The following is a 20,321-nucleotide window of genomic DNA, read 5'->3' as shown; positions in this document are numbered from 1 at the left end:
CAACTCCCGATCTCTCGATCATTTGTTGCGGCTGAAAGCGGCTGCAAACTTACAACCTTTTTTTCTTAGCTTCCAAAAGAAATTTCAATTATTTTTCAGAGAACTTTTTCGCTCGGAGACCTTGTCATTACTGGACTTTTACTTCAGATTCATAACCCGTTGCTGTTTCTCAAAGCGGGTGCAAATATACGCCCTCTTTTTAATCTCGCAAGTCCCAAACTCAACTTTTTTAAGGTTTTTTTAAGCCTCCGTTTTAAGGGCTTGAAAATGTGGTTTTTGAAGAGCAAACTTTTTTCACTTTTTTGAAAACACTTCCTCCCTCCTATTATATAGGTAACCAAACCGCGTTAGGGATCGTAGCGGAAATCCTTTTTGTGAAGCATAAGCAAAAAGATTGAAGCGAAGAGCCCGACCCCGCCAGGGGCGGGGAACGCCCAAAACAATAAAAGAAAAATGCACTCCTATATATATAAGTATTGTAAAGCACCTATTATCCTATTATCTTTGCAGCTTAATTGAGAATTATGATAAAGATTACGTTGCCCGACGGCAGTATTAAAGAGTTTGAAAAAGGCACCACTCCAATAGAGGTTGCCAAAAGCATTAGTGAAGGACTTGCGCGAAATGTACTTTCGGCAAAATTCAATGATACGACGGTGGAAACCACCACTCCTTTAACTACCGATGGCAGCCTTACCTTATATACATGGAATGACGACGAGGGAAAAAAGGCTTTCTGGCACTCTTCTTCTCACGTGATGGCGCAGGCTATCCAGGATCTTTATCCGGGTGCTAAACTTACCATAGGACCCGCTATTGAAAATGGGTTTTACTACGATGTAGATTTTGGAGAGCATAAGATCTCTGAAAATGATTTCAAGAAGATCGAAGACCGCATGCTGGAAATTGCCCGTGGAAAACATGATTTCAACATGCGTTCGGTTTCTAAACAAGATGCGCTGGACTTTTACAAAAAAGAAAATAACCCTTTCAAGGTAGAGCTTATTGAAAACCTGGAAGACGGAACGATCACTTTTTGTGACCACGATACCTTTACTGACCTTTGTCGCGGTGGCCATCTTCCTAACACCGCCCCTATAAAGGCTGTGAAATTAATGAGCGTTGCCGGAGCTTACTGGAGAGGTAATGAGAACAATCCGCAGCTTACTCGTGTTTACGGGATTTCTTTTCCAAAGCAGAAAGACCTGAAAGAATATCTTGAGCTTCTTGAGGAAGCTAAAAAGAGAGATCACAGAAAACTTGGAAAGGAACTGGAATTATTCACTTTCTCACACAAGGTGGGCCAGGGACTGCCATTATGGCTGCCAAAAGGTGCCGCTTTAAGAGAGCGTCTTGAGAACTTCCTTAAAAAAGCACAAAAGAGAGCCGGTTATGAAATGGTGGTGACACCTCATATTGGCCATAAAGAATTATATGTGACTTCAGGTCACTACGAGAAATATGGCGAAGACAGTTTCCAGCCTATCAAAACTCCTAACGAAGGCGAAGAGTTTTTGCTGAAGCCGATGAACTGCCCTCACCACTGTGAGATCTATAACAACGGACACTGGAGCTACAAGGATCTACCAAAAAGATTTGCAGAATTCGGTACTGTCTACCGTTATGAGCAAAGCGGGGAGTTACACGGTTTAACTCGTGTACGCGGATTCACCCAGGATGACGCGCACATTTTCTGTACTCCGGATCAATTGGACGAGGAATTTAAAAAAGTGATCGATCTTACCTTATATGTATTCAACTCTCTAGGTTTCGAAAACTTTACCGCGCAGGTTTCATTAAGAGACCCAGAGAACAAGGAAAAATACATAGGTTCTGACGAGAACTGGGAAAAGGCGGAAAACGCCATCATGAATGCCGCAAAGGAAAAAGGTTTGAATTATGTAGTTGAGACCGGGGAAGCCGCTTTTTACGGACCGAAACTTGACTTCATGGTGAAGGACGCTTTAGGAAGACAGTGGCAACTTGGAACGATCCAGGTTGATTATAACCTTCCGGAAAGATTTAACCTTACTTATAAAGGAAGCGATAATGAGATGCACCGCCCGGTGATGATCCACAGAGCTCCTTTTGGTAGTATGGAACGCTTTGTAGCTATCCTACTGGAACATACAGCCGGAAATTTCCCGTTGTGGCTGATGCCTGAGCAGGCTACTATTCTCTCTCTCAGTGAGAAATATGAAAAATACAGCCAAAAAGTTTTAACTTTGCTGGAAAATCACGAAATTCGCGCCCTTACGGACAACCGAAATGAAACCATTGGGAAGAAAATTCGGGAGGCCGAAGTAAGTAAAGTTCCATATATGTTGATCGTTGGAGAACAGGAAGCAGAAAATGGAACGGTTTCTGTACGTAAACATGGGGAAGGTGATATTGGCACAATGTCAATTGAAGACTTCGCCGAAATAATAAAGAAGGAAGTACACAGTACTTTAAAACAATTTGAAGTTTAACTAAAATTTTTGAGCCATAGCAATACGAAGAAAAAGATCAAGAAGACCTCTTAGAGAAATCAAAGAAGATCCGCACAGAATCAACGGAAAGATCCGCGCGGAGGAAGTTCGCCTGGTAGGTGATAATGTGGAAATGGGTGTATACCCAACCAAAAAAGCTTTAGCCATTGCTGAAGAACAGGAATTGGACCTAGTGGAGATCTCTCCCAACGCCAATCCTCCTGTTGCGAAAGTGATGGATTATAAGAAATTTCTCTACGAACAGAAAAAGCGTGATAAGGCATTAAAGGCCAAAGCTACCAAAGTTGTAGTAAAAGAGATTCGTTTTGGTCCTAATACCGATGATCATGATTATGAATTTAAGAAAAAGCACGGGGAAAAATTCCTGAAAGAAGGTGCAAAATTAAAGGCATATGTATTTTTCAAAGGACGTTCTATCGTATTTAAAGAACAGGGAGAAATCCTTCTTTTACGACTGGCGCAGGATTTAGAGGAACTTGGGAAGGTAGAACAAATGCCTAAGCTTGAAGGAAAGCGAATGACCATGTTCATCTCTCCTAAGAAATCAAAATAAAGATCTGAAAATGCTTCAGAAGAAGCATTTTTCAGTTTACAATAATAAGTGAGATAATTAAAAAGAGGACACAATGCCGAAAATGAAAACAAAATCCAGTGCCAAGAAGCGTTTTAAGCTTACCGGTACCGGAAAAATTAAAAGAAAGCATGCGTTTAAAAGTCACATCTTAACAAAGAAGACTAAAAAACAAAAGCTTGCCTTGACGCACAGCACTTTGGTGCATGAAGCAGACGAGGATAATATCAAACTTCAATTACGTTTGAAGTAATTGAACCTTTGATGGTTTACCAAATTTAATAACCCTGGAGTTGGGCTCATAAAAGTGTCGGTATTACCGGCCGCCTGCTACAAAAAAATTTAAAAATATGCCAAGATCAGTAAATTCAGTTGCAAAAAGAGCCAGAAGAAAAAAGGTTCTTAAGCAAGCAAAAGGTTACTTTGGACGTCGTAAAAACGTTTGGACAGTAGCTAAAAACGCGGTTGACAAAGCAATGCTATATGCTTACAGAGACCGTAAAACCAAGAAAAGAAACTTCCGTTCCCTATGGATCATGCGTATCAACGCTGGTGCCCGTATGCACGGAATGTCTTATTCGCAGTTTATAGGGAAAGTGAAAGCCGCAGGAATCGAATTGAACCGTAAGGTTCTTGCAGATTTGGCGATGAACCACCCTGATGCGTTTGAAGCTATCGTCAAAAAAGTAAAGTAATTAAAAACTTTTATCTCACTTATAGAAAATCCCGTTCGAAAGAGCGGGATTTTTGTTTTTAGTAAATGTGTGATTCAGAACGAAGCGCAGCGAAGTGAAGAATCTCTTTGATACAGATTCTGAAACAAGTTCAGGATGACGTAGTCTCCTCAAAAATCTTAAAAGTTATTTTTGTTCTCCCATTATAGTCAGCACCAGTTTTCTGCTGCCTCCATGTTTTCGGTGTTCACATAAATATATTCCCTGCCAGGTTCCAAGATTAAGATTACCGTTAGTGATAGGGATCATAAGAGAAGTGTCAAGCAAAGAAGCTTTGATGTGAGCCGGCATATCATCAGATCCCTCCAAAGTGTGTTTGTAATATGGCTGATCTTCGGGTACCATATTATTGAAGTGACTTTCAAAATCTTCCCTCACGGTTGGATCGGCATTTTCATTAATGGTCAAGGATGCTGAAGTATGTTTAATAAAGACCTGTAAGAAGCCAACCTTAAAATCTCTGACCTCCTTACACTGCTCTAAAATTTCTTCAGTAACCAAATGGAAACCTCTTCTTTTAGCAGCTAGTTTAATTTCCTTCTGAAAAAAAGTGCTCATAAATATTAATTTTTGGAGATCCTTAAATCAGGTTTTTTGTTTTTTCTTCTTGGCTGCCGGAAATAACACATTATTAAGGATAAGCCGGTAGCCGGGAGAAGTAGGATGCAACTCCAATTCGGTTTTAGGATCACCCACCATATGCTGATAATCTTCGGGATCATGCCCACCGTAAAAGGTGAAAAATCCGTTTCCTTTTATTCCGTGGATATATTTTGCTTCGCCATTGATCTTACTTTCTCCCAATACTAAAACTGTGGGTTTGATATTGCCCGGGTCATACGCTGTAGTTTGCCCCATAAATCCCTTCACCAACATAGTGTGGTTTTGGGTAAGCATGGTGGGAATTGGATCCCACTTTGCCGAAAACTCCATTAATGTAAAATAATCGGCATCCATGGGAATGCGTCGTTTGTTAGTCATATCAATCGAAGAAAACTCGTAGACCATCGGGTCTCGTTCGAGAATAAAATCGGTAAAGGCAAAACTGTTCTGAAAATTCAGCTTATTTTGATAATCGGGATCACTGGGATCGCCATCGAACATGGGTTCCGCGATATCAACATCTTCAGCTGAAAGCGCGATATCAAAACTATCTGTGGCACTGCACATGGCAAACATGAAGCCGCCACCAACGACATAATCCCGGATCTTCAATGCTACCACCAGTTTCTCTTCGGAAACTTTATCATAGCCCAACCTCGCCGCCAGGGCTTCAGCCTTCTTTTTATCTTCTACATACCAGGGTGCGGTTCTGTAACTGCGGTAAAACTTCCCATACTGACCGGTAAAATCCTCATGATGCAAATGCAGCCAATCGAAAAGCAACAAAGCATCATTCAAGACTTCTTCATCATAAATGGTTTCATAGGGAATTTCCGCATAGGAAAGAACCATAGTCACCGCATCATCCCATGGCATATTTCCCTGCGGGGAATAAACCGCGATCTTCGGCGCTTTTTCAAGCAGCACCGCTTCCATGTTCCGAGAAGGACTATTGATCTCATCGAGGATCTCACCCGTTTTATGATCGCTCAAGACTTCAAAAGAAACCCCGCGAATCTGACATTCTTTCCTGAGAGCTTCGGAATCGGGAAATAAAAAGGCCCCACCCCTATAGTTCAAAAGCCACTGTACCTTAGTGCCATTTTCGAGCGACCAATAAGTAATTCCGTAGGCTTTCAAATGGTTATTCTGGGTATCGGCATCCATTGGAATTAAAATTTGGGAGGCCGAAACAGAAACTGACCATAGCAGGAAAAATAAAAACACAAAAAAACCGGAGCTGACAGTACTGTCAGTTCCGGTTTTTTTTATTTTATCAAAGACGTTCAGTCCAAAAACTTTTCGGATCTCATTCAAGCATTTAGAAAGGCACGTCGTTATCGTCATCATTAAAATCATTCATTGAGCTTCCAAAGGCTTCATCGGCACTTGGGAAATGCCCGGTGTTGAAACCACTGTCTCCAGATTCATCATCGTTCATCTTGGAATAGAATTCTGATGGAGAATCGAAGTCATCTAAGTTATCGAATTTACCTAAATGTCCAAGGAATTTCAACCTAATATTCTCTAAACCACCGTTCCTGTGCTTAGCTACAATGAACTCGGCCTGCCCGTCTGTAGGTGATCTTTCTTCATCATCCCACTCCTCGATCTTATAATATTCAGGACGGTAAATAAAAGATACGATATCGGCATCCTGCTCGATCGCACCAGATTCCCTAAGGTCACTCAATAATGGCCTTTTACTACCTCCCCTTGTTTCCACCGCACGGGACAACTGAGAAAGTGCAATTACAGGCACACTCAATTCCTTTGCGAGAGCCTTCAGGTTTCGGGAGATAGTGGAGATCTCCTGTTCACGGTTTCCTCCTTTTTGGGTTCCCCCCGCAGTCATTAACTGAAGATAATCGATCACGATCAACTTAATGCCGTGTTGCGAAGCAAGACGTCTCGCCTTCGCCCTAAGGTCAAAAATGGAAAGTGACGGGGTATCATCAATGAAAAGCGGCGCTTTTTCAAGTCCTTTTACCTTCACGTTCAATTGCTCCCATTCGTGTTTTTCCAGGTTTCCGGTACGAAGTTTTTCTGATGAAAGTCCGGTTTCCGAAGAGATCAAACGCGTGATCAACTGCACCGAAGACATCTCCAGGGAGAAAAATGCCACCGGGATATTTTGTCCCACGGAAATATTTCGTGCCATGGAAAGAGTCAAAGCCGTTTTACCCATACCAGGACGTGCTGCTACAATGATCAAATCACTTGGCTGCCATCCCGAGGTCAGTTTATCAAGTTTCTCAAACCCTGAAGGGATCCCCGAAAGTCCCGATTTATTCGAGATCTCTTCAATTTTTTTCTTTGCCTGCATCACAAGATCCTGGGCAGTTTCAGAAGATCGTTTAATATTCCCCTGGGTTACCTCATATAATTTAGATTCTGCAGTATCCAGCAGGTCAAATACATCTGTAGTTTCATCGTAAGACTCTTCGATGATCTCATTGGAGATCTTGATAAGGCTTCGCTGAATGTATTTTTGAAGGATGATGCGCGCATGGAATTCAATGTGCGCAGAAGAAGACACCTTTTGGGTTAACTGCACAAGGTAAAAATCCCCTCCTACCTGTTCCAGTTTTTGATCTTTACGCAATTGAGTGGAAACCGTTAATAAGTCAACAGGCTCCGAATTTTCAAAAAGCTTAAAGATGGCTTCAAAGATGTATTGATGGGCAGATTTATAAAAAACCTGAGGATGCAGGATATCAATAATTTCATCGACACCCTTTTTGTCAATCATCATTGCGCCCAGCACAACTTCCTCAAGATCAACGGCTTGAGGTGGAATTTTACCTTTTTCAAGGCTGATAACATTGCCGGAGCTGTAATTGTAATTCTGGGGGGACTTAGATTTTTCCATAATAGCGAAAGTAGAAAAATTGACTTTAGAATGAACCTGAACTTCTATTTAGATAGTCCACAGGTTATGAACAATTTAACTGTTGAAAACTTATTTATTTTGTTGATAAGGCCAAAAAAATCCGAAGCCTTCACTTCGGATTTTTCTGACAGCATATAGTTAAAGTGTTTATCCTTTAAATACACCCATGGATGAATATTTCTCCATCCTTTTATCTATCAATTCTTTTGGTGATAAGTTTTTAAACTCATCATAGGCTTCGACAATCGAATTTTTCACCGTTTCAAAAGTTTTATCCCTGTCACTGTGAGCTCCACCTAGTGGTTCTTTCACGATCTCATCGATCAACTTTTGCTTTTTCATGTCCTTGGCAGTAAGCTTTAACGCCTCAGCTGCTTTCTCCTTAAACTCCCAGCTTCTCCAAAGAATAGAAGAACAAGATTCAGGAGAGATCACAGAATACCATGTATTCTCAAGCATCAATACTTTATCTCCTACTCCAATTCCCAGAGCACCACCACTGGCACCTTCACCAATGATCACAACGATAATAGGCACTTTAAGACGGGTCATTTCAAGAATATTTCGGGCGATCGCTTCCCCTTGTCCGCGTTCTTCAGCTTCAAGACCAGGATAAGCCCCCGGAGTATCTACAAAAGTCACCACAGGAATTCCGAATTTTTCCGCAGATTTCATAAGACGTAAAGCCTTGCGATATCCTTCAGGATTAGCCATTCCAAAATTTCGATATTGGCGCGTCTTGGTGTTATATCCTTTTTGCTGACCAACGAACATAAAACTTTGATCGCCTATCTTTCCAAGACCACCAATCATGGCCTTGTCATCTTTTACATTTCTGTCACCATGAAGTTCCAGAAAAGTACTTCCGCAGATAGCATTAATGTAATCTAGAGTATATGGGCGATTTGGATGTCTTGACAACTGAACGCGCTGCCAGGCAGTCAAATTCTTGTAAATGTCTTTTTTGGTTTCATTCAGCCTCTTTTCAATTTGCTTGCAAGTGGCCGTCACGTCAACTTCACTCTCCTGACCAATGGCACAGGCCTTTTGGTACTGCTCTTCCAACTCCTTTATAGGTAATTCAAAATCTAAATATTCCATAATGAGTTATGGGGTTTGTTTAAAATTAGCTTACAAATATAAGAAACTTTAAAAGGTGGGTTTCTTTTGTCTTTTAATTTTTCTCTTTGTTTTTAATATTCCGTTCAGGATCACTGTACTTAAGATAATTGCAGCCCCATAATAGAAGCCTTCGTCCATCTTTTCATCACTTCCGAAGATCCAGAATGCCAGTAAGATTCCATAGACCGGCTCCAGATTTATCGTGAGCATAACGGTATACGGACTCAAATGTCTCATTACAGCTACAGAAGCTATGAAAGCATATGCTGTACACACCGAAGCCAGGATCAAAAGGTACCCAAAATCGGAAGCTGAAATATCAAAAAATGCATTACTGAAACCTCCCTCGCTTCCGGTAAACGAAAGGAACAATAAATACACACTTATCCCAAGGGCGCCGGTTAAAAGTTCGTAAAATGAGATTACCGAAGCATCCTCATGTTTGGCCAGCTTTCCGTTGATCAATGAGAAAACTGCTGAAAGAAAAGCTGAAGAAAGCGCCAGAATGATTCCCAGTACATATTCAGACTCAACTTTGAAAATAATATATAATCCAAGGATTACGATCAATCCAAAAAAGATCTCATACCAAATGATCTTTCTTTTATAGAATATAGGCTCCATAATAGAAGTAAAGAAAGCGCCGGTAGACAACAAGGCCAGTGTAATTGAAACGTTGGACACTTTAATCGCCCCGAAGAAGGTGAGCCAGTGCACGGCAATAACAAGACCGGCAATGATCATCACTCTTACTCTTTTAGGAGCAAGCTTCAGACTTTTCTTTTTCCATCTAATCCAGATTAGAATAAAGACACTAGCCATGAGCATCCGGTACCATACCAGCGGCACGGCATCTAATGAAATAAGTGCTCCCAGCACAGCAGTGAAGCCCCAAATAAACACGATCACGTGAAAATGCAGGTAACTTCTCAGTTTATCGTTTGGCATTGAAAAGCAGGTAAATTGCTAAAATTCCGAAGAAAATATTGGGGGTCCATACAGCGATCAAAGGAGAAAAGCTACTCTGCTCGGCAATGGTTCCAAATACCTTGTCCATAAAAATGAAGACAAAGGCCAGGGTAATTCCTAAAGCAAGGTTCACTCCCATACCACCTCTTCGTTTGATCGAAGAGACTGCAACCGCAATAATGGTTAGGATATATGCTGAGACCGGTAGACTCCAGCGTTTGTATGCCACCACCTTATACCTGTTAATATTTCCAGATCCCCTGCGCTGCTCCTGCTCTATAAAATCGTTCAGCTCATTGTAATTCAGGGTTTCGGCCATATAAGACACCGGGGTAAGCTCATCAAATTCAAAAGGCAGGATGGTATCTTTGTCCAGTTCATTGATCAGGACATCTCCATTTTCGCCAATGATTCGCTTATTATAATTGGTAAGGGTGTAAGTAGTATCTTCTTCGTTAAGCTTAAGCCTGGAGGCACTTATCTTAAATTTAAGTTCATTGCCTTCAAAATGCTCTAAAGTGAAATTCCTTGCCGACTTGTTCTGCGGCTGAAAATGTGACGCATAGATGTATTCGTTGTCATTGATCTGCCTGTACACATCACTGGTCTCCTGAATCTCACGTCCCTTTTTCAGGTAGGTATATTTGAAGTCATTGAAACCTTTACTGGCACTTGGCGCGAGGTACATTCCCAAAATAAGCGCGCCTACCAAAACAAGGGTCGCACCTATCATGTAAGGTCTTAGAAAACGCCAGAAGGACACCCCGCTACTCAAAAATGCGATAATTTCAGTATTCTGAGCCAGTTTCGAAGTGAACCAGATTACTGATAAAAACAGGAAAAGAGGAAACAAGAGATTGGCAAAATAGATCGTGAAATCTATATAATAGTTCACTACCTCCCAGAACGGCACTTCATTCTCAAGGATCTTATCGATCTTTTCAGCAAGATTTACGGTGATCCCAATAGGAATGAACAACAGGAGCATCATTAAAAATGTGCCCAGGTAGCGCTTCAATATGTACCAGTCTAGTATCTTCAAGTTACAAACGTTTGTCCATTTGACGAACCATCATATTCTTCCAGCTCGCAAAATCCCCCGCTAAGATATGTTTTCTGGCCTCACGAACCAACCACAGGTAAAAGCCGAGGTTGTGCATGGTCGCAATTTGCTTGCCTAGCATTTCATTCACGGTAAACAAGTGTCGAAGATAGGCTTTGGTATAAAAAGTATCCACGTAAGTAGTACCATTCTCATCAATTGGAGAAAAATCGTCCTGCCACTTTTTATTCTTGATATTGATAGTTCCATGAGAAGTAAAAAGCATCCCGTTTCTGGCATTTCTTGTAGGCATCACGCAGTCGAACATATCAACTCCCAGGGCGATGTTCTCAAGAATATTGATTGGTGTTCCCACTCCCATGAGGTAACGCGGTTTTTCCTTCGGAAGGATATTGGTCACCACTTCGGTCATGGCATACATTTCTTCCGCAGGCTCCCCAACAGAAAGTCCTCCAATAGCATTCCCCTCTGCCCCGGCTTTCGCAATATATTCCGCAGACTGCTCCCTAAGGTCTTTATAGGTGCTTCCCTGAACAATAGGGAAAAATGCCTGAGAATAATTATACTCAAAAGGAGTTTTTTCCAGATGGGTGATACACCTGTCCAACCAGCGGTGGGTGCGGTGCATGGAATTCTTGGCGTAGTTGTAATCACAAGGATACGGGGTGCATTCGTCAAATGCCATAATAATATCAGCCCCGATAAGTCGCTGTATCTCCATCACATTTTCGGGCGTGAAGTTATGATAGGAACCGTCAATGTGCGATTTAAAACGCACTCCTTCTTCTTTGATCTTACGTCTTTCAGAAAGGGAATAGACCTGGTACCCCCCACTATCGGTAAGGATATTTCTATCCCAGTTCATAAATTTATGGAGTCCACCCGCCTTTTTAAGGATCTCGGTCTGTGGCCTCAGGTATAAATGATAGGTATTTCCTAAAATAATATCGGGATTCACCTCTTCTTTAAGTTCTTTTTGGCTTATTCCCTTTACGGAAGCCACGGTTCCCACCGGCATAAAAATAGGGGTTTCGATCGTTCCGTGGTCTGTGGTAATCACTCCTGCCCTGGCACTACTGCCCGGGTCATTCACTGCTAGTTCAAATTTCATAGAAGTCTTTAAGGCCGCAAAGATAACCAACTTAAAAGCATTTTTTAAAGGTTTCAATTCTTAAATTGGCCGCTTATTATCTCATAAGGGCTATAATTGACCCTCATTGATTTTCAAAGCATTATTAAAATAGTATTTTTGCAGCACATTTAATCAAATTCAAATGCCAAACACACAACAATTAGAAGACTTTGTCACCCAGGTGAGAAGAGACATTTTACGGCAGGTTCATAAGGTAAATTCCGGTCACCCGGGAGGATCTTTAGGTTGCGCCGAATTTTTCACAGTACTGTACCAGGAAGTGATGGACCGCAAAGAAGGTTTTGATATGGACGGAAAAGATGAAGATCTTTTCTTCCTTTCTAACGGACACATTTCCCCGGTATTCTACAGCGTACTTGCTCGCAGCGGATATTTTCCGGTTGAGGAACTGAACACTTTCAGATTGATCAATTCAAGACTTCAGGGACACCCAACTACTCATGAAGGACTTCCGGGAGTGAGAATCGCGTCAGGATCACTAGGTCAGGGCTTATCTGTAGCTATTGGTGCTGCAAACTCCAAAAAACTAAATGGAGATGACCACCTTGTATATTCCCTTCATGGAGACGGAGAGCTTCAGGAAGGTCAAAACTGGGAAGCGATCATGTATGCCGCAGCCAAGAATGTTGATAACCTGATCGCCACCGTAGACCGCAACCACCAGCAAATTGACGGATGTACAGATGATGTCCTGCCAATGGGAGATCTTAAGGCCAAGTTTGAAGCTTTTGGATGGGATGTTCTGGAGATCGAAGACGGCAACAACATCACACAGGTGCTGGAAGGACTTAAAGAAGCTAAGAGCAGAACAGGAAAAGGAAAACCAGTTTGTATTTTAATGACCACTGTAATGGGTCATGGAGTTGATTTCATGATGCACACTCACAAGTGGCACGGCGTTGCACCAAATGATGAGCAACTGGAAACCGCTCTTTCTCAAAACCCTGAAACCCTGGGAGATTACTAAAATATGTTCTGCTTCTGCGGAATGACAAAAGCTTAGAAATGAAAAAATATACAAATACAGGAAATAAAGACACTCGTTCCGGATTTGGGGACGGTTTGACCGAACTTGGTAAGACCAATCCTAATGTGGTTGCACTTTGTGCCGACCTTACCGGATCTTTAAAAATGGGAGATTTTCAGAAAAATCATCCTGAAAGATTCTTCCAGGTAGGAATTGCCGAAGCCAACATGATGGGAATCGCAGCAGGGATGACCATTGGCGGAAAGATCCCTTTCACCGGTACTTTCGCGAATTTCTCCACCGGTCGTGTTTATGACCAGATTAGACAATCTATTGCGTATTCAGATAAGAACGTGAAGATCTGCGCTTCTCACGCCGGGCTTACCCTTGGAGAAGACGGTGCTACACACCAGATCCTTGAAGACATCGGGTTGATGAAAATGTTGCCGGGAATGACCGTGATCAACACGTGTGATTACAACCAGACCAAGGCTGCAACCATCGCGATCGCCGAGCATCACGGGCCGGTTTACCTACGCTTCGGAAGACCGAAAGTAGCTAACTTTACCCCTGAAGATCAAAAATTCGTGATTGGAAAAGCTAATCTTTTAAATGAAGGAACAGACGTAACCATCATCGCAACCGGACATTTGGTTTGGGAAGCCCTTCAGGCAGCCGAGCAACTGGAAGCAAAAGGTATTTCTGCGGAAGTGATCGACATTCACACTATTAAGCCGCTGGACGAGGAAGCGATCCTTGCTTCGGTTAAGAAGACCGGATGCGTGGTGACTGCCGAAGAGCACAACTACCTTGGAGGTTTGGGAGAAAGTGTAGCCAGAACCCTGGCCCAAAATAATCCAACGCCACAGGAATTTGTTGCCACTATGGATACTTTCGGTGAAAGTGGTACTCCTGAGCAATTGATGGAGAAGTACGGCCTGAACGCTGAAGCTATCGTAAAGGCTTCAGAAAAGGTTATCAAAAGGAAATAAGTCAGGTTAAAATACTCATAAATAAGAACCCTTGTAGTTATTTTTCCTACAAGGGTTCTTTTCTTTGCGGAAATATTTACGCATTTAAAAACGTTTAATACCCATTAAAAACAATCATTATGAAGAAAGGACTTTATATTTTACTATTCATCTTCACCGCCTCTGTATCGGCTCAAAGCAGTTTTGGAGTAAAAGCCGGATTGAATTACGGTGACAACGGAGAAATTGAATTTTCAGATTTTGAGAACGCAGGAAAAGATGTTTCCAAAGGTGCCGACAGCAAAGTAGGATACCACATGGGTGTTTATTTTAAAGGAGACCTGGGAAGTTTTTACCTCAAGCCGGAACTTCTTTATACTAAAACCAAAAGCTCTTACGAATACAATAATGAGAACGCAGATTACAACGTATCAAAATTAGACCTTCCGGTACTACTTGGGGTGAAAATTCTTGGTCCGGTTCACGTATTTGCAGGGCCTAGTTTTCAGTACATCCTTGAAAATGACTTTGACGGGGTTACTATCGGAGACGTAGAAAATGAATTCACACTTGGAGCCCAATTTGGTGCCGGACTTCAGTTAGGCCGCTTTGGACTGGATGTAAGATATGAAAGAGGGCTTACCGAGAACGAAGCACAGGTGCTGGACCTTAATAATCCAAACGGATTAAAAAGAGTTGATTCAAGACCAAACCAAATCATCTTCGCGGTTTCGCTTGACCTGTAATTATTGACCATTCTAAATAAAAAAAGCCCCGTTTTGAACGGGGCTTTTTTTATTTACTGTATTATATATTATTGTCCGGGGATATAATCAGGATCCAGGTAATCTGGTGTACCGTCTCCGTCATTATCAGGATATGGAAAAACTATCTCTCCATCAACCATGATCTCTTCAATGGTAGGAATAAAATCTCCGTCATCATCACTGTCAAAGTAATTAGGACGACCATCCCCATCTGTATCATCATTCATAAGCTGTTTGTCTCCGTCAAGGTCTTCTCGCCAGCTTGGCACCCCGTCACGGTCGTGATCTGCCTCATTCACCCCATAAAGTTCAAAGGTAAAGACCAGGGGACTGTACTGTGGAATTTCCGGTGAAGGAGGTGCTGCGAAATACGCAAGCCCTGAAGGCATGAACACGGCTCCAATTCCATAATCATTGCTCCAGTTTACTGTATTATCAGATCGTACGGTAAATCCGGAAGCTCCTTTAAAATCTTCAAACGCCCGTCCAAAACCTGTCACCACCTGGGTAAGATCAAACCAAACAGGAGTTTCTGAATAGTCGAACCTGGTTTCATTCAATAAGGTTCCGGTATAGGATACCAACGTAGAATCTGAAAACTTAGGCTGCTGCCCAACTCCTTCTCTGGCCTGCAGCACATACAGCTTGTAATCCACATCATTCAAAGTCACTGTTTTAGTGATCAAATTGGGAGACTGGATCAAAGGGGTCTTGTCTGCATTAGAGCCCGAAATAGTATCGATCTTCAATTTGTAATCAAAGCCCTCAGAAGGGTTCTCAAACTCCTCATAATTATAAAAATGGGTCTCAAGATAGGCCTGTAATGCTTCCTGATCTTCGATCTCCACCTCTGCCCTGTCTCGCGGTGGCACAGGAGCGGGATCATCATCATCTTTACTACAGGAAATAAGCACAACGGCTAAAAAAAGATAGGCAAGTAAAAACTTATTCAATCTCATCAATAGTTAATTTTAAAGGCGGCAAGATACAATATTCTTGTATTTTTGTTATAGAATTAGCGAGTTTTACCGGAAAAATATGAGAGTAGATAAATTTTTATGGAGCGTGCGGTATTTCAAAACCCGAAGTATTGCCACCGAGGCGTGTAAGCAGGGAAAAGTTAGAGTGAATGAAGCCATTGTAAAACCCTCCAGGGAAGTTTACCCCACAGATAAATTGAGCGTCAGGAAGAACCAGATCAATTACGAACTCGAAATACTCGATCTCCCGCCCAGCCGGGTGGGAGCCAAACTGGTCAATCTTTATATAAACGATGTCACCCCTAAAGAGGAGTTCGAAAAAAGGGAATTGCTCAAGTATTCTCAGGACTATTACCGAAAGAAAGGCACAGGACGTCCTACCAAAAAAGACCGGAGAGAACTCGATGACTGGTTTGAGTCTCCCGAAAATGAATCGGATGAACCTTCTTCCAAAAAGGAATAAAATCCAACAATTCGTGTTTGATATTTAAACCACCAGATTAGTTATATTTGAAAAAAGTATTCCATGAAAAAACAGGAAGTCCTTATTCTCGATAATATTCAGATCAACCACAAGATCAAAAGGATCGCCTACCAGATCTACGAAAGCAATGTAGACGAAGAAAAGATCGTCCTGGCAGGAATTCTAAAAAGCGGCTTTGAACTTGCCAAAAAGCTGAAATCTGAACTGGAGAACATTTCAGATCTGCAGGTTACACTTTGTGAAGTGAAGGTTGACAAAAAAGACCCTTTAAAAGCGGTTGAGACTTCCCTCAATGAGGACGAATACAAGGATCAATCCATCGTATTGGTTGATGATGTACTCAATTCTGGAACCACTCTTATCTACGGAGTGCGCCATTTTCTGGAAGTACCTTTAAAACAATTCAAAACTGCCGTTCTGGTAGACCGCAGTCATAAAAAATACCCGGTGAAGGCCGATTTTAAAGGCATTTCCCTTTCCACTTCTATCCATGAAACCGTACAGGTTAAATTCGGGGAAGAAGAAAGCAAGGTTGAATTAGTTTAATTTTTCGAGCACCTCCCCTGCAATTACTTCGGAAGTTTTCCCGTCTGTAGAAATTACAAGATCACTTTGATTGTAATAGTACGTGCGTTCAAAAAGATGCTTCCTGATAAAATCCTCAAGAAGCTCAGCTGAATTCAAATGACTTATCAAGGGTCTTTGCTCACGTTCCCCGGAAAGCCTCTTTAAGAGCTCCTGCAGGCTTGTTTTAAGATAAACTAATATCACCTCCTTTTGATCTTTTAGAAGTGCCAGGTTATCCCCATAGCAGGGAGTTCCACCACCAAGGGCAAGAATAAAATCCTCAGGCAACTGCATCAGGTCTTGTAAAACCTCAGCCTCTCGTTTCCGGAAGTAGATCTCACCTTTAGTTTCAAAAATTTCAGAAATACTCTTTTCTTCCTTTGCGCTTATTTGTTCATCAAGATCTAGAAAAGGAAGTCCAATTGTTCCGGAGAGAGCTCTTCCTACAACAGTTTTTCCCGATCCCATGTAACCCAATAAAATAATTTTCATACCTTAAAACTATGATTGCGAGCGGGTTTTCCCGCCACACTAAATTTCTCGACAAATTTATGTCAATTTGTTCTTGAAAAATAAATTAATGATAGTATATTTGCACCCGCATTAGCAAAAATGCAACACCAAAGATCTGGTAGCTCAGTTGGTAGAGCATCTCCCTTTTAAGGAGAGGGTCCTGGGTTCGAGCCCCAGCCAGATCACTAAAAAAGTGGTCTCAAAATTATCGCTTTTTGTTCTTTAAAACAATGATCTGGTAGCTCAGTTGGTAGAGCATCTCCCTTTTAAGGAGAGGGTCCTGGGTTCGAGCCCCAGCCAGATCACTTTTTTATTTCCAGGTACTCTGAAAATTAAATTGGTTTGCAAACCATTTCAGGCGTGCAACTCCCCTATTAAAACTTTCAGATCAATTTTTGCCCAGGTGCTGGAACTGGTAGACAGGCATGGTTGAGGGCCATGTGTCCATTAGGGCGTGCGGGTTCGAGTCCCGCTCTGGGCACTTTCATTTATCGCGTAACTTTATACGCAAACCTCTTTCCCTTTTTATCTCACAATAATTTCCTACAAAAAACAAATAATTTATTAAATTCGTCTCCTGTTAACCGAATTGAAATAATCAACCGTGTTTGAATCCCTATAAAGGGATCCAAACATCCTCTAAACGGTGGACTTATCGCCCTACTCATGAAAAACTTCATTAGTCGCCGAATTGCACCACAGGAGTACAACATCAATCAGAAAACCACCCTTGGACTTTCCCTGTGGTTATTACTGGCCGTTAATTTTACACTCAATTATCTTTCTCACACCTATTATGCTGAAGAGATCCTGGAGATCACAAGTCCCGGTTTCTGGCTTTTCTGGCTGAACAGCATTTTCCTGTTCGCCATTGTAACATTTACCAAACGAGCAATCCCGTGGTCATGGAAAGATCTGGGACTGGGAAGGCCTTCATCCTGGTGGAAACCTGTTTTAACAAGTGTACTCACCTTCGGCGCCCTGGTTCTTTTCTCTGTATTTGTAAGACCTGTCATCATTGAAACTTTCGGGGCACACCAAAACATTTCCTATTTAGAAACGCTGAAAGGTAATCTTCCCAGGCTCATACAAATGCTGATTACGGTATGGGTGGGCGCCGCCTTTCTGGAAGAACTCGTCTTCAGGGCCTATATCATCAAATCAATGGAGATCCTCCTGGGGAACTCTTTTCTGACTACCACCTTCTCAATCTTGGTCAGCGCGGTTTTCTTCGCCGGCATACATGCTTACCAGGGTCTTACCGGATTATTGATCACAGGCTCCTTGGGGATCATTTTTGGGATCGTCTACGTGCTGAATGGTCGAAGGATCTGGCCCCTCATTTTCGTGCACGGACTGGTGGATACTATTATGCTTATAGGGATTTATAATTCATAATTTTATCCATTTCCTGGAGGTAAAGTTGACCTAAAAATGAATCTTTTGAAACTTGTTTGAAAAGAGAGTTTAAGGAGGAACTTGGATTAGAAATCACAATTCAAGAAAATCCTCTGAATATTAAATGGAGGCTAAAGAACCAATGCCATCTTATATTTTAAAAGAAAGTCAAATATTAGCCGCGGGATAATAACAAAAAACCGCCCCAAAACGGAACGGCTTTAAATAATTATTAATAAAAGATCAACTATTGCTTCGGCTTTTCTGAAGGCATAGGTGGCGCATCCATCATGGGAGACACATCCATTAACTTGATCGCCCATTCCTTACCATCACCACGCTCCCAAATCACGGTATAAGTACCCTGCATGCTCAGGGTATCATTCTCTTTGTGCGAATGCGTATAAGTTCCCGCCTCAAAAGCGAATTCCTCTCCTCTATCCTTATAAACCGAGGTGGTTTTTAGATCCTTCATCCAGGAAGAACTGTTCTGGATCCAGGCGGTCACACTATCCTGGGTATGAGCTTTACCATTAAGAAAAAGAGTGGCATCATCTGCAGTCATAGACTCCACGGCTGCGGCATCATTCTTATTCCATGCATCTCGCCAATCGGTCATCGCCTTGTTTGAATCCCACATGTCGGCTTCTTCAGCCACCATTTCATCTTCTTCTACCACCTCTTCACTACGGTTCTCTCCACAGGCACCCATAAAAAATAATAAAGCCAGTAAGGGTATTAATTTGATCAGTTTCATAAAACTATTTTTTTTGGTTTACCATCTAATTTACTCATAAACAGCATTTTAATTAAATTAATGCGTTTATTTTAGATAAAAAGTTGAAAATCATAGGTCAGTAGCATGAATTTTCAATTATTTAAGAAAATTAATGATTGAAGCCTCTTTCAAATGACTTCTGAACCTTGATAGGCTTCGGAAGGAATAAGCACATTTTCCGTAGGAATTTCAGAAGTTAAAAATCTGTTATTCAGTTTAAAAGGTTCTCGCACAAACCCTAACTTAAAGGGAATCGAAAAAATCAAAATCATGCAAGTAAAAGATAAGGTCGCTGTGATCACCGGAGCCAGTAGCGGAATAGGACGTGCTATCGCCAAAAAACTTTCCGCTGCGGGATGTAAAGTGGCTTTAGCCAGCCGGAATATGGAAAAACTCATGGAGCTACAGGATGAACTCGAAAATGAATCTATGGTAGTGGATATGGATGTGAGTAATTCTGAAAGTGTCAGGGAAGGATTCGGAGATATATGGAAAAAATTCGGGGAAATCGAGATCCTCGTAAATTCCGCCGGCGTCATGCCTCTCACCTATATGAAGAACCGGCATCTGGATGAATGGCTGGAGACCATAGAAGTGAACGTAAAAGGCACTTTAAGATGTATTAGCGAAGTGTTACCGGCCATGAAGACACAAAAGAACGGACATATCATCAACATCGCTTCGGTCGATGGAAAGGAATTGTATGAAGGGGGCGCGATTTACGGAGCATCAAAAGCCGCTGTCATTGCTCTCTCCAGGGCTATGCGTATGGAACTTTCTCCGGAATTTAATATTCGGGTGACCGCGATCGAACCCGGAACGGTAAGAACCCACCTCCGGGATTCCATTACCGACAAAGAGGTGCTGGACGATAAAAATTATTCTGAGGACGAACCTATGCTCTCTCCAGAAAATATCGCCGATGCCGTAATGTATGTCATTTCACAACCGGCCTCGGTCAATGTGAACGAGCTGATGATCAAACCCACCGGAAAATCTTAGTTAAAAGGGTTAAAAAACTGTTATTTGGAAAGTTCTTAACGCCCTTTGCGGGCATTAATAGCGATATTAAACATTGAACCAAAAAACGAAACTATTATGAATTTGAAGAATGACGCTAAAAAAGCCGCAAAACGAGGAGCTGAACTTTGGGCCGCTAAAAAAGGATTGCAATGGACAGGCAGTCTTTTAAAATGGGGCGCTATTGCGGGTGCAGGATACCTTGGTTACAAATATTATAGAAAGAACGAAAATACCATCAAGGATAAGCTAAACATGAGTTCAGTTCATTAGAAA

At 41.8% G+C, this 20,321-nt stretch carries 22 protein-coding genes and 3 tRNA genes; 15 read left to right on the top strand and 10 right to left on the bottom strand.

Annotated elements, in window-relative coordinates:
• The first annotated feature begins 524 nt into the window (after positions 1 to 524).
• The 4 genes from thrS (at position 525) to rplT (ending at position 3,758) form a co-directional block, all read left to right on the top strand.
• Positions 525 to 2,471 carry a threonine--tRNA ligase gene (gene thrS / locus ACFQ1G_RS14615; protein ID WP_380740795.1) on the top strand — a complete coding sequence of 649 codons (1,947 nt, stop codon included), beginning with the start codon at positions 525 to 527 and terminating at the stop codon, positions 2,469 to 2,471.
• A gap of 58 nt (positions 2,472 to 2,529) precedes the next feature.
• On the top strand, positions 2,530 to 3,045 hold the full coding sequence (gene infC / locus ACFQ1G_RS14610) for a translation initiation factor IF-3 (RefSeq protein WP_380740823.1): 516 nt from the start codon (positions 2,530 to 2,532) through the stop codon (positions 3,043 to 3,045).
• A gap of 73 nt (positions 3,046 to 3,118) precedes the next feature.
• Positions 3,119 to 3,316: a 50S ribosomal protein L35 gene (gene rpmI, locus ACFQ1G_RS14605; RefSeq protein ID WP_380740793.1), complete on the top strand. Its 198-nt coding sequence runs from the start codon at positions 3,119 to 3,121 to the stop codon at positions 3,314 to 3,316.
• A 97-nt stretch (positions 3,317 to 3,413) separates the two neighbouring features.
• The gene (rplT, locus tag ACFQ1G_RS14600) at positions 3,414 to 3,758 is read left to right on the top strand and encodes a 50S ribosomal protein L20 (RefSeq protein ID WP_380740791.1); all 345 of its coding nucleotides are present in this window, start codon (positions 3,414 to 3,416) and stop codon (positions 3,756 to 3,758) included.
• 165 nt (positions 3,759 to 3,923) lie between these two features.
• On the opposite strand, the gene ACFQ1G_RS14595 is transcribed toward rplT, so the two are convergent.
• From ACFQ1G_RS14595 to tgt, 7 genes are all read right to left on the bottom strand, one after another.
• The gene (locus tag ACFQ1G_RS14595) at positions 3,924 to 4,355 is read right to left on the bottom strand and encodes a secondary thiamine-phosphate synthase enzyme YjbQ (RefSeq protein WP_380740789.1); all 432 of its coding nucleotides are present in this window, start codon (positions 4,353 to 4,355) and stop codon (positions 3,924 to 3,926) included.
• A 27-nt stretch (positions 4,356 to 4,382) separates the two neighbouring features.
• On the bottom strand, positions 4,383 to 5,627 hold the full coding sequence (locus tag ACFQ1G_RS14590; RefSeq protein ID WP_380740821.1) for an asparagine synthetase B: 1,245 nt from the start codon (positions 5,625 to 5,627) through the stop codon (positions 4,383 to 4,385).
• 94 nt (positions 5,628 to 5,721) lie between these two features.
• A complete protein-coding gene (gene dnaB / locus ACFQ1G_RS14585; RefSeq protein WP_380740787.1) occupies positions 5,722 to 7,272 on the bottom strand; it encodes a replicative DNA helicase in 1,551 nt (516 codons plus the stop codon).
• A 168-nt stretch (positions 7,273 to 7,440) separates the two neighbouring features.
• Positions 7,441 to 8,394 (bottom strand): acetyl-CoA carboxylase carboxyltransferase subunit alpha, encoded by a 954-nt coding sequence (locus tag ACFQ1G_RS14580; protein ID WP_380740785.1) that lies wholly within the window; start codon positions 8,392 to 8,394, stop codon positions 7,441 to 7,443.
• Between the two features lie 48 nt (positions 8,395 to 8,442).
• The gene (locus ACFQ1G_RS14575; RefSeq protein WP_380740784.1) at positions 8,443 to 9,363 is read right to left on the bottom strand and encodes a DMT family transporter; all 921 of its coding nucleotides are present in this window, start codon (positions 9,361 to 9,363) and stop codon (positions 8,443 to 8,445) included.
• Positions 9,350 to 10,426 (bottom strand): LptF/LptG family permease, encoded by a 1,077-nt coding sequence (locus tag ACFQ1G_RS14570; RefSeq protein WP_380740782.1) that lies wholly within the window; start codon positions 10,424 to 10,426, stop codon positions 9,350 to 9,352. The genes ACFQ1G_RS14575 and ACFQ1G_RS14570 overlap by 14 nt, the downstream gene beginning before the upstream one ends.
• 1 nt (position 10,427) lies before the next feature.
• Positions 10,428 to 11,558 (bottom strand): tRNA guanosine(34) transglycosylase Tgt, encoded by a 1,131-nt coding sequence (gene tgt, locus ACFQ1G_RS14565; protein ID WP_380740779.1) that lies wholly within the window; start codon positions 11,556 to 11,558, stop codon positions 10,428 to 10,430.
• A 163-nt stretch (positions 11,559 to 11,721) separates the two neighbouring features.
• On the opposite strand from tgt, the gene ACFQ1G_RS14560 reads away from it, so the two are divergent.
• The 3 genes from ACFQ1G_RS14560 to ACFQ1G_RS14550 all read left to right on the top strand — a co-directional run bounded on the left by ACFQ1G_RS14560 (position 11,722) and on the right by ACFQ1G_RS14550 (position 14,284).
• A complete protein-coding gene (locus tag ACFQ1G_RS14560; protein WP_380740777.1) occupies positions 11,722 to 12,567 on the top strand; it encodes a transketolase in 846 nt (281 codons plus the stop codon).
• 38 nt (positions 12,568 to 12,605) lie between these two features.
• Positions 12,606 to 13,559: a transketolase family protein gene (locus ACFQ1G_RS14555; protein WP_380740775.1), complete on the top strand. Its 954-nt coding sequence runs from the start codon at positions 12,606 to 12,608 to the stop codon at positions 13,557 to 13,559.
• Positions 13,560 to 13,678: 119 nt separating this feature from the next.
• A complete protein-coding gene (locus ACFQ1G_RS14550) occupies positions 13,679 to 14,284 on the top strand; it encodes an outer membrane beta-barrel protein (RefSeq protein ID WP_380740772.1) in 606 nt (201 codons plus the stop codon).
• 68 nt (positions 14,285 to 14,352) lie between these two features.
• Here the strand turns inward: ACFQ1G_RS14550 and ACFQ1G_RS14545 are convergent, their stop codons facing one another.
• Entirely contained in the window at positions 14,353 to 15,264 is a 912-nt protein-coding gene (locus ACFQ1G_RS14545; RefSeq protein ID WP_380740770.1) for an FKBP-type peptidyl-prolyl cis-trans isomerase, read from the bottom strand.
• A 79-nt stretch (positions 15,265 to 15,343) separates the two neighbouring features.
• On the opposite strand from ACFQ1G_RS14545, the gene ACFQ1G_RS14540 reads away from it, so the two are divergent.
• Positions 15,344 to 15,748, top strand: a complete 405-nt coding sequence (locus tag ACFQ1G_RS14540) for an RNA-binding S4 domain-containing protein (RefSeq protein ID WP_380740768.1) — start codon at positions 15,344 to 15,346, stop codon at positions 15,746 to 15,748.
• A gap of 63 nt (positions 15,749 to 15,811) precedes the next feature.
• Positions 15,812 to 16,315, top strand: coding sequence for a phosphoribosyltransferase family protein (locus ACFQ1G_RS14535; RefSeq protein WP_380740766.1), 504 nt, complete (start codon positions 15,812 to 15,814; stop codon positions 16,313 to 16,315).
• Here ACFQ1G_RS14535 and ACFQ1G_RS14530 read toward each other — a convergent pair.
• Complete coding sequence (locus ACFQ1G_RS14530) at positions 16,307 to 16,828, bottom strand: shikimate kinase (protein ID WP_380740764.1); 522 nt, start codon at positions 16,826 to 16,828, stop codon at positions 16,307 to 16,309. The two genes, ACFQ1G_RS14535 and ACFQ1G_RS14530, sit on opposite strands and share 9 nt — an antisense overlap.
• Positions 16,829 to 16,961: 133 nt before the next feature.
• Here ACFQ1G_RS14530 and ACFQ1G_RS14525 point away from each other — a divergent pair.
• From ACFQ1G_RS14525 to ACFQ1G_RS14510, 4 genes are all read left to right on the top strand, one after another.
• Positions 16,962 to 17,034: transfer RNA gene (locus ACFQ1G_RS14525), tRNA-Lys, on the top strand.
• A gap of 47 nt (positions 17,035 to 17,081) precedes the next feature.
• Positions 17,082 to 17,154, top strand: a tRNA-Lys gene (locus ACFQ1G_RS14520).
• A 92-nt stretch (positions 17,155 to 17,246) separates the two neighbouring features.
• Positions 17,247 to 17,330: transfer RNA gene (locus ACFQ1G_RS14515), tRNA-Leu, on the top strand.
• A 185-nt stretch (positions 17,331 to 17,515) separates the two neighbouring features.
• Positions 17,516 to 18,247, top strand: a complete 732-nt coding sequence (locus ACFQ1G_RS14510; protein ID WP_380740763.1) for a CPBP family intramembrane glutamic endopeptidase — start codon at positions 17,516 to 17,518, stop codon at positions 18,245 to 18,247.
• Between the two features lie 247 nt (positions 18,248 to 18,494).
• On the opposite strand, the gene ACFQ1G_RS14505 is transcribed toward ACFQ1G_RS14510, so the two are convergent.
• Positions 18,495 to 19,004, bottom strand: a complete 510-nt coding sequence (locus ACFQ1G_RS14505) for a YybH family protein (RefSeq protein ID WP_380740761.1) — start codon at positions 19,002 to 19,004, stop codon at positions 18,495 to 18,497.
• Between the two features lie 291 nt (positions 19,005 to 19,295).
• On the opposite strand from ACFQ1G_RS14505, the gene ACFQ1G_RS14500 reads away from it, so the two are divergent.
• Positions 19,296 to 20,027 carry an SDR family oxidoreductase gene (locus ACFQ1G_RS14500; RefSeq protein WP_380740759.1) on the top strand — a complete coding sequence of 244 codons (732 nt, stop codon included), beginning with the start codon at positions 19,296 to 19,298 and terminating at the stop codon, positions 20,025 to 20,027.
• 96 nt (positions 20,028 to 20,123) lie between these two features.
• Positions 20,124 to 20,318, top strand: coding sequence for a hypothetical protein (locus ACFQ1G_RS14495; protein WP_380740757.1), 195 nt, complete (start codon positions 20,124 to 20,126; stop codon positions 20,316 to 20,318).
• Positions 20,319 to 20,321 lie beyond the last annotated feature (3 nt).

The sequence above is a fragment of the Salinimicrobium gaetbulicola genome, from assembly GCF_042676025.1.
GTDB lineage: Bacteria > Bacteroidota > Bacteroidia > Flavobacteriales > Flavobacteriaceae > Salinimicrobium > Salinimicrobium gaetbulicola.
Note: the sequence above shows the minus strand (reverse complement) of the source record. Positions and strands in the feature narration are given on the sequence as shown.

Coding starts and splice junctions, on each gene's coding strand:
- ACFQ1G_RS14580 (WP_380740785.1), bottom strand. CDS start 8,394: ATGGAATATTTAGATTTTGAATTACCTATAAAGGAGTTGGAAGAGCAG.
- ACFQ1G_RS14510 (WP_380740763.1), top strand. CDS start 17,516: ATGAAAAACTTCATTAGTCGCCGAATTGCACCACAGGAGTACAACATC.
- ACFQ1G_RS14495 (WP_380740757.1), top strand. CDS start 20,124: ATGAATTTGAAGAATGACGCTAAAAAAGCCGCAAAACGAGGAGCTGAA.
- rplT (WP_380740791.1), top strand. CDS start 3,414: ATGCCAAGATCAGTAAATTCAGTTGCAAAAAGAGCCAGAAGAAAAAAG.
- ACFQ1G_RS14595 (WP_380740789.1), bottom strand. CDS start 4,355: ATGAGCACTTTTTTTCAGAAGGAAATTAAACTAGCTGCTAAAAGAAGA.
- tgt (WP_380740779.1), bottom strand. CDS start 11,558: ATGAAATTTGAACTAGCAGTGAATGACCCGGGCAGTAGTGCCAGGGCA.
- ACFQ1G_RS14550 (WP_380740772.1), top strand. CDS start 13,679: ATGAAGAAAGGACTTTATATTTTACTATTCATCTTCACCGCCTCTGTA.
- ACFQ1G_RS14545 (WP_380740770.1), bottom strand. CDS start 15,264: ATGAGATTGAATAAGTTTTTACTTGCCTATCTTTTTTTAGCCGTTGTG.
- dnaB (WP_380740787.1), bottom strand. CDS start 7,272: ATGGAAAAATCTAAGTCCCCCCAGAATTACAATTACAGCTCCGGCAAT.
- rpmI (WP_380740793.1), top strand. CDS start 3,119: ATGCCGAAAATGAAAACAAAATCCAGTGCCAAGAAGCGTTTTAAGCTT.
- ACFQ1G_RS14500 (WP_380740759.1), top strand. CDS start 19,296: ATGCAAGTAAAAGATAAGGTCGCTGTGATCACCGGAGCCAGTAGCGGA.
- ACFQ1G_RS14535 (WP_380740766.1), top strand. CDS start 15,812: ATGAAAAAACAGGAAGTCCTTATTCTCGATAATATTCAGATCAACCAC.
- thrS (WP_380740795.1), top strand. CDS start 525: ATGATAAAGATTACGTTGCCCGACGGCAGTATTAAAGAGTTTGAAAAA.
- ACFQ1G_RS14555 (WP_380740775.1), top strand. CDS start 12,606: ATGAAAAAATATACAAATACAGGAAATAAAGACACTCGTTCCGGATTT.
- ACFQ1G_RS14575 (WP_380740784.1), bottom strand. CDS start 9,363: ATGCCAAACGATAAACTGAGAAGTTACCTGCATTTTCACGTGATCGTG.
- ACFQ1G_RS14505 (WP_380740761.1), bottom strand. CDS start 19,004: ATGAAACTGATCAAATTAATACCCTTACTGGCTTTATTATTTTTTATG.
- ACFQ1G_RS14530 (WP_380740764.1), bottom strand. CDS start 16,828: ATGAAAATTATTTTATTGGGTTACATGGGATCGGGAAAAACTGTTGTA.
- ACFQ1G_RS14560 (WP_380740777.1), top strand. CDS start 11,722: ATGCCAAACACACAACAATTAGAAGACTTTGTCACCCAGGTGAGAAGA.
- ACFQ1G_RS14540 (WP_380740768.1), top strand. CDS start 15,344: ATGAGAGTAGATAAATTTTTATGGAGCGTGCGGTATTTCAAAACCCGA.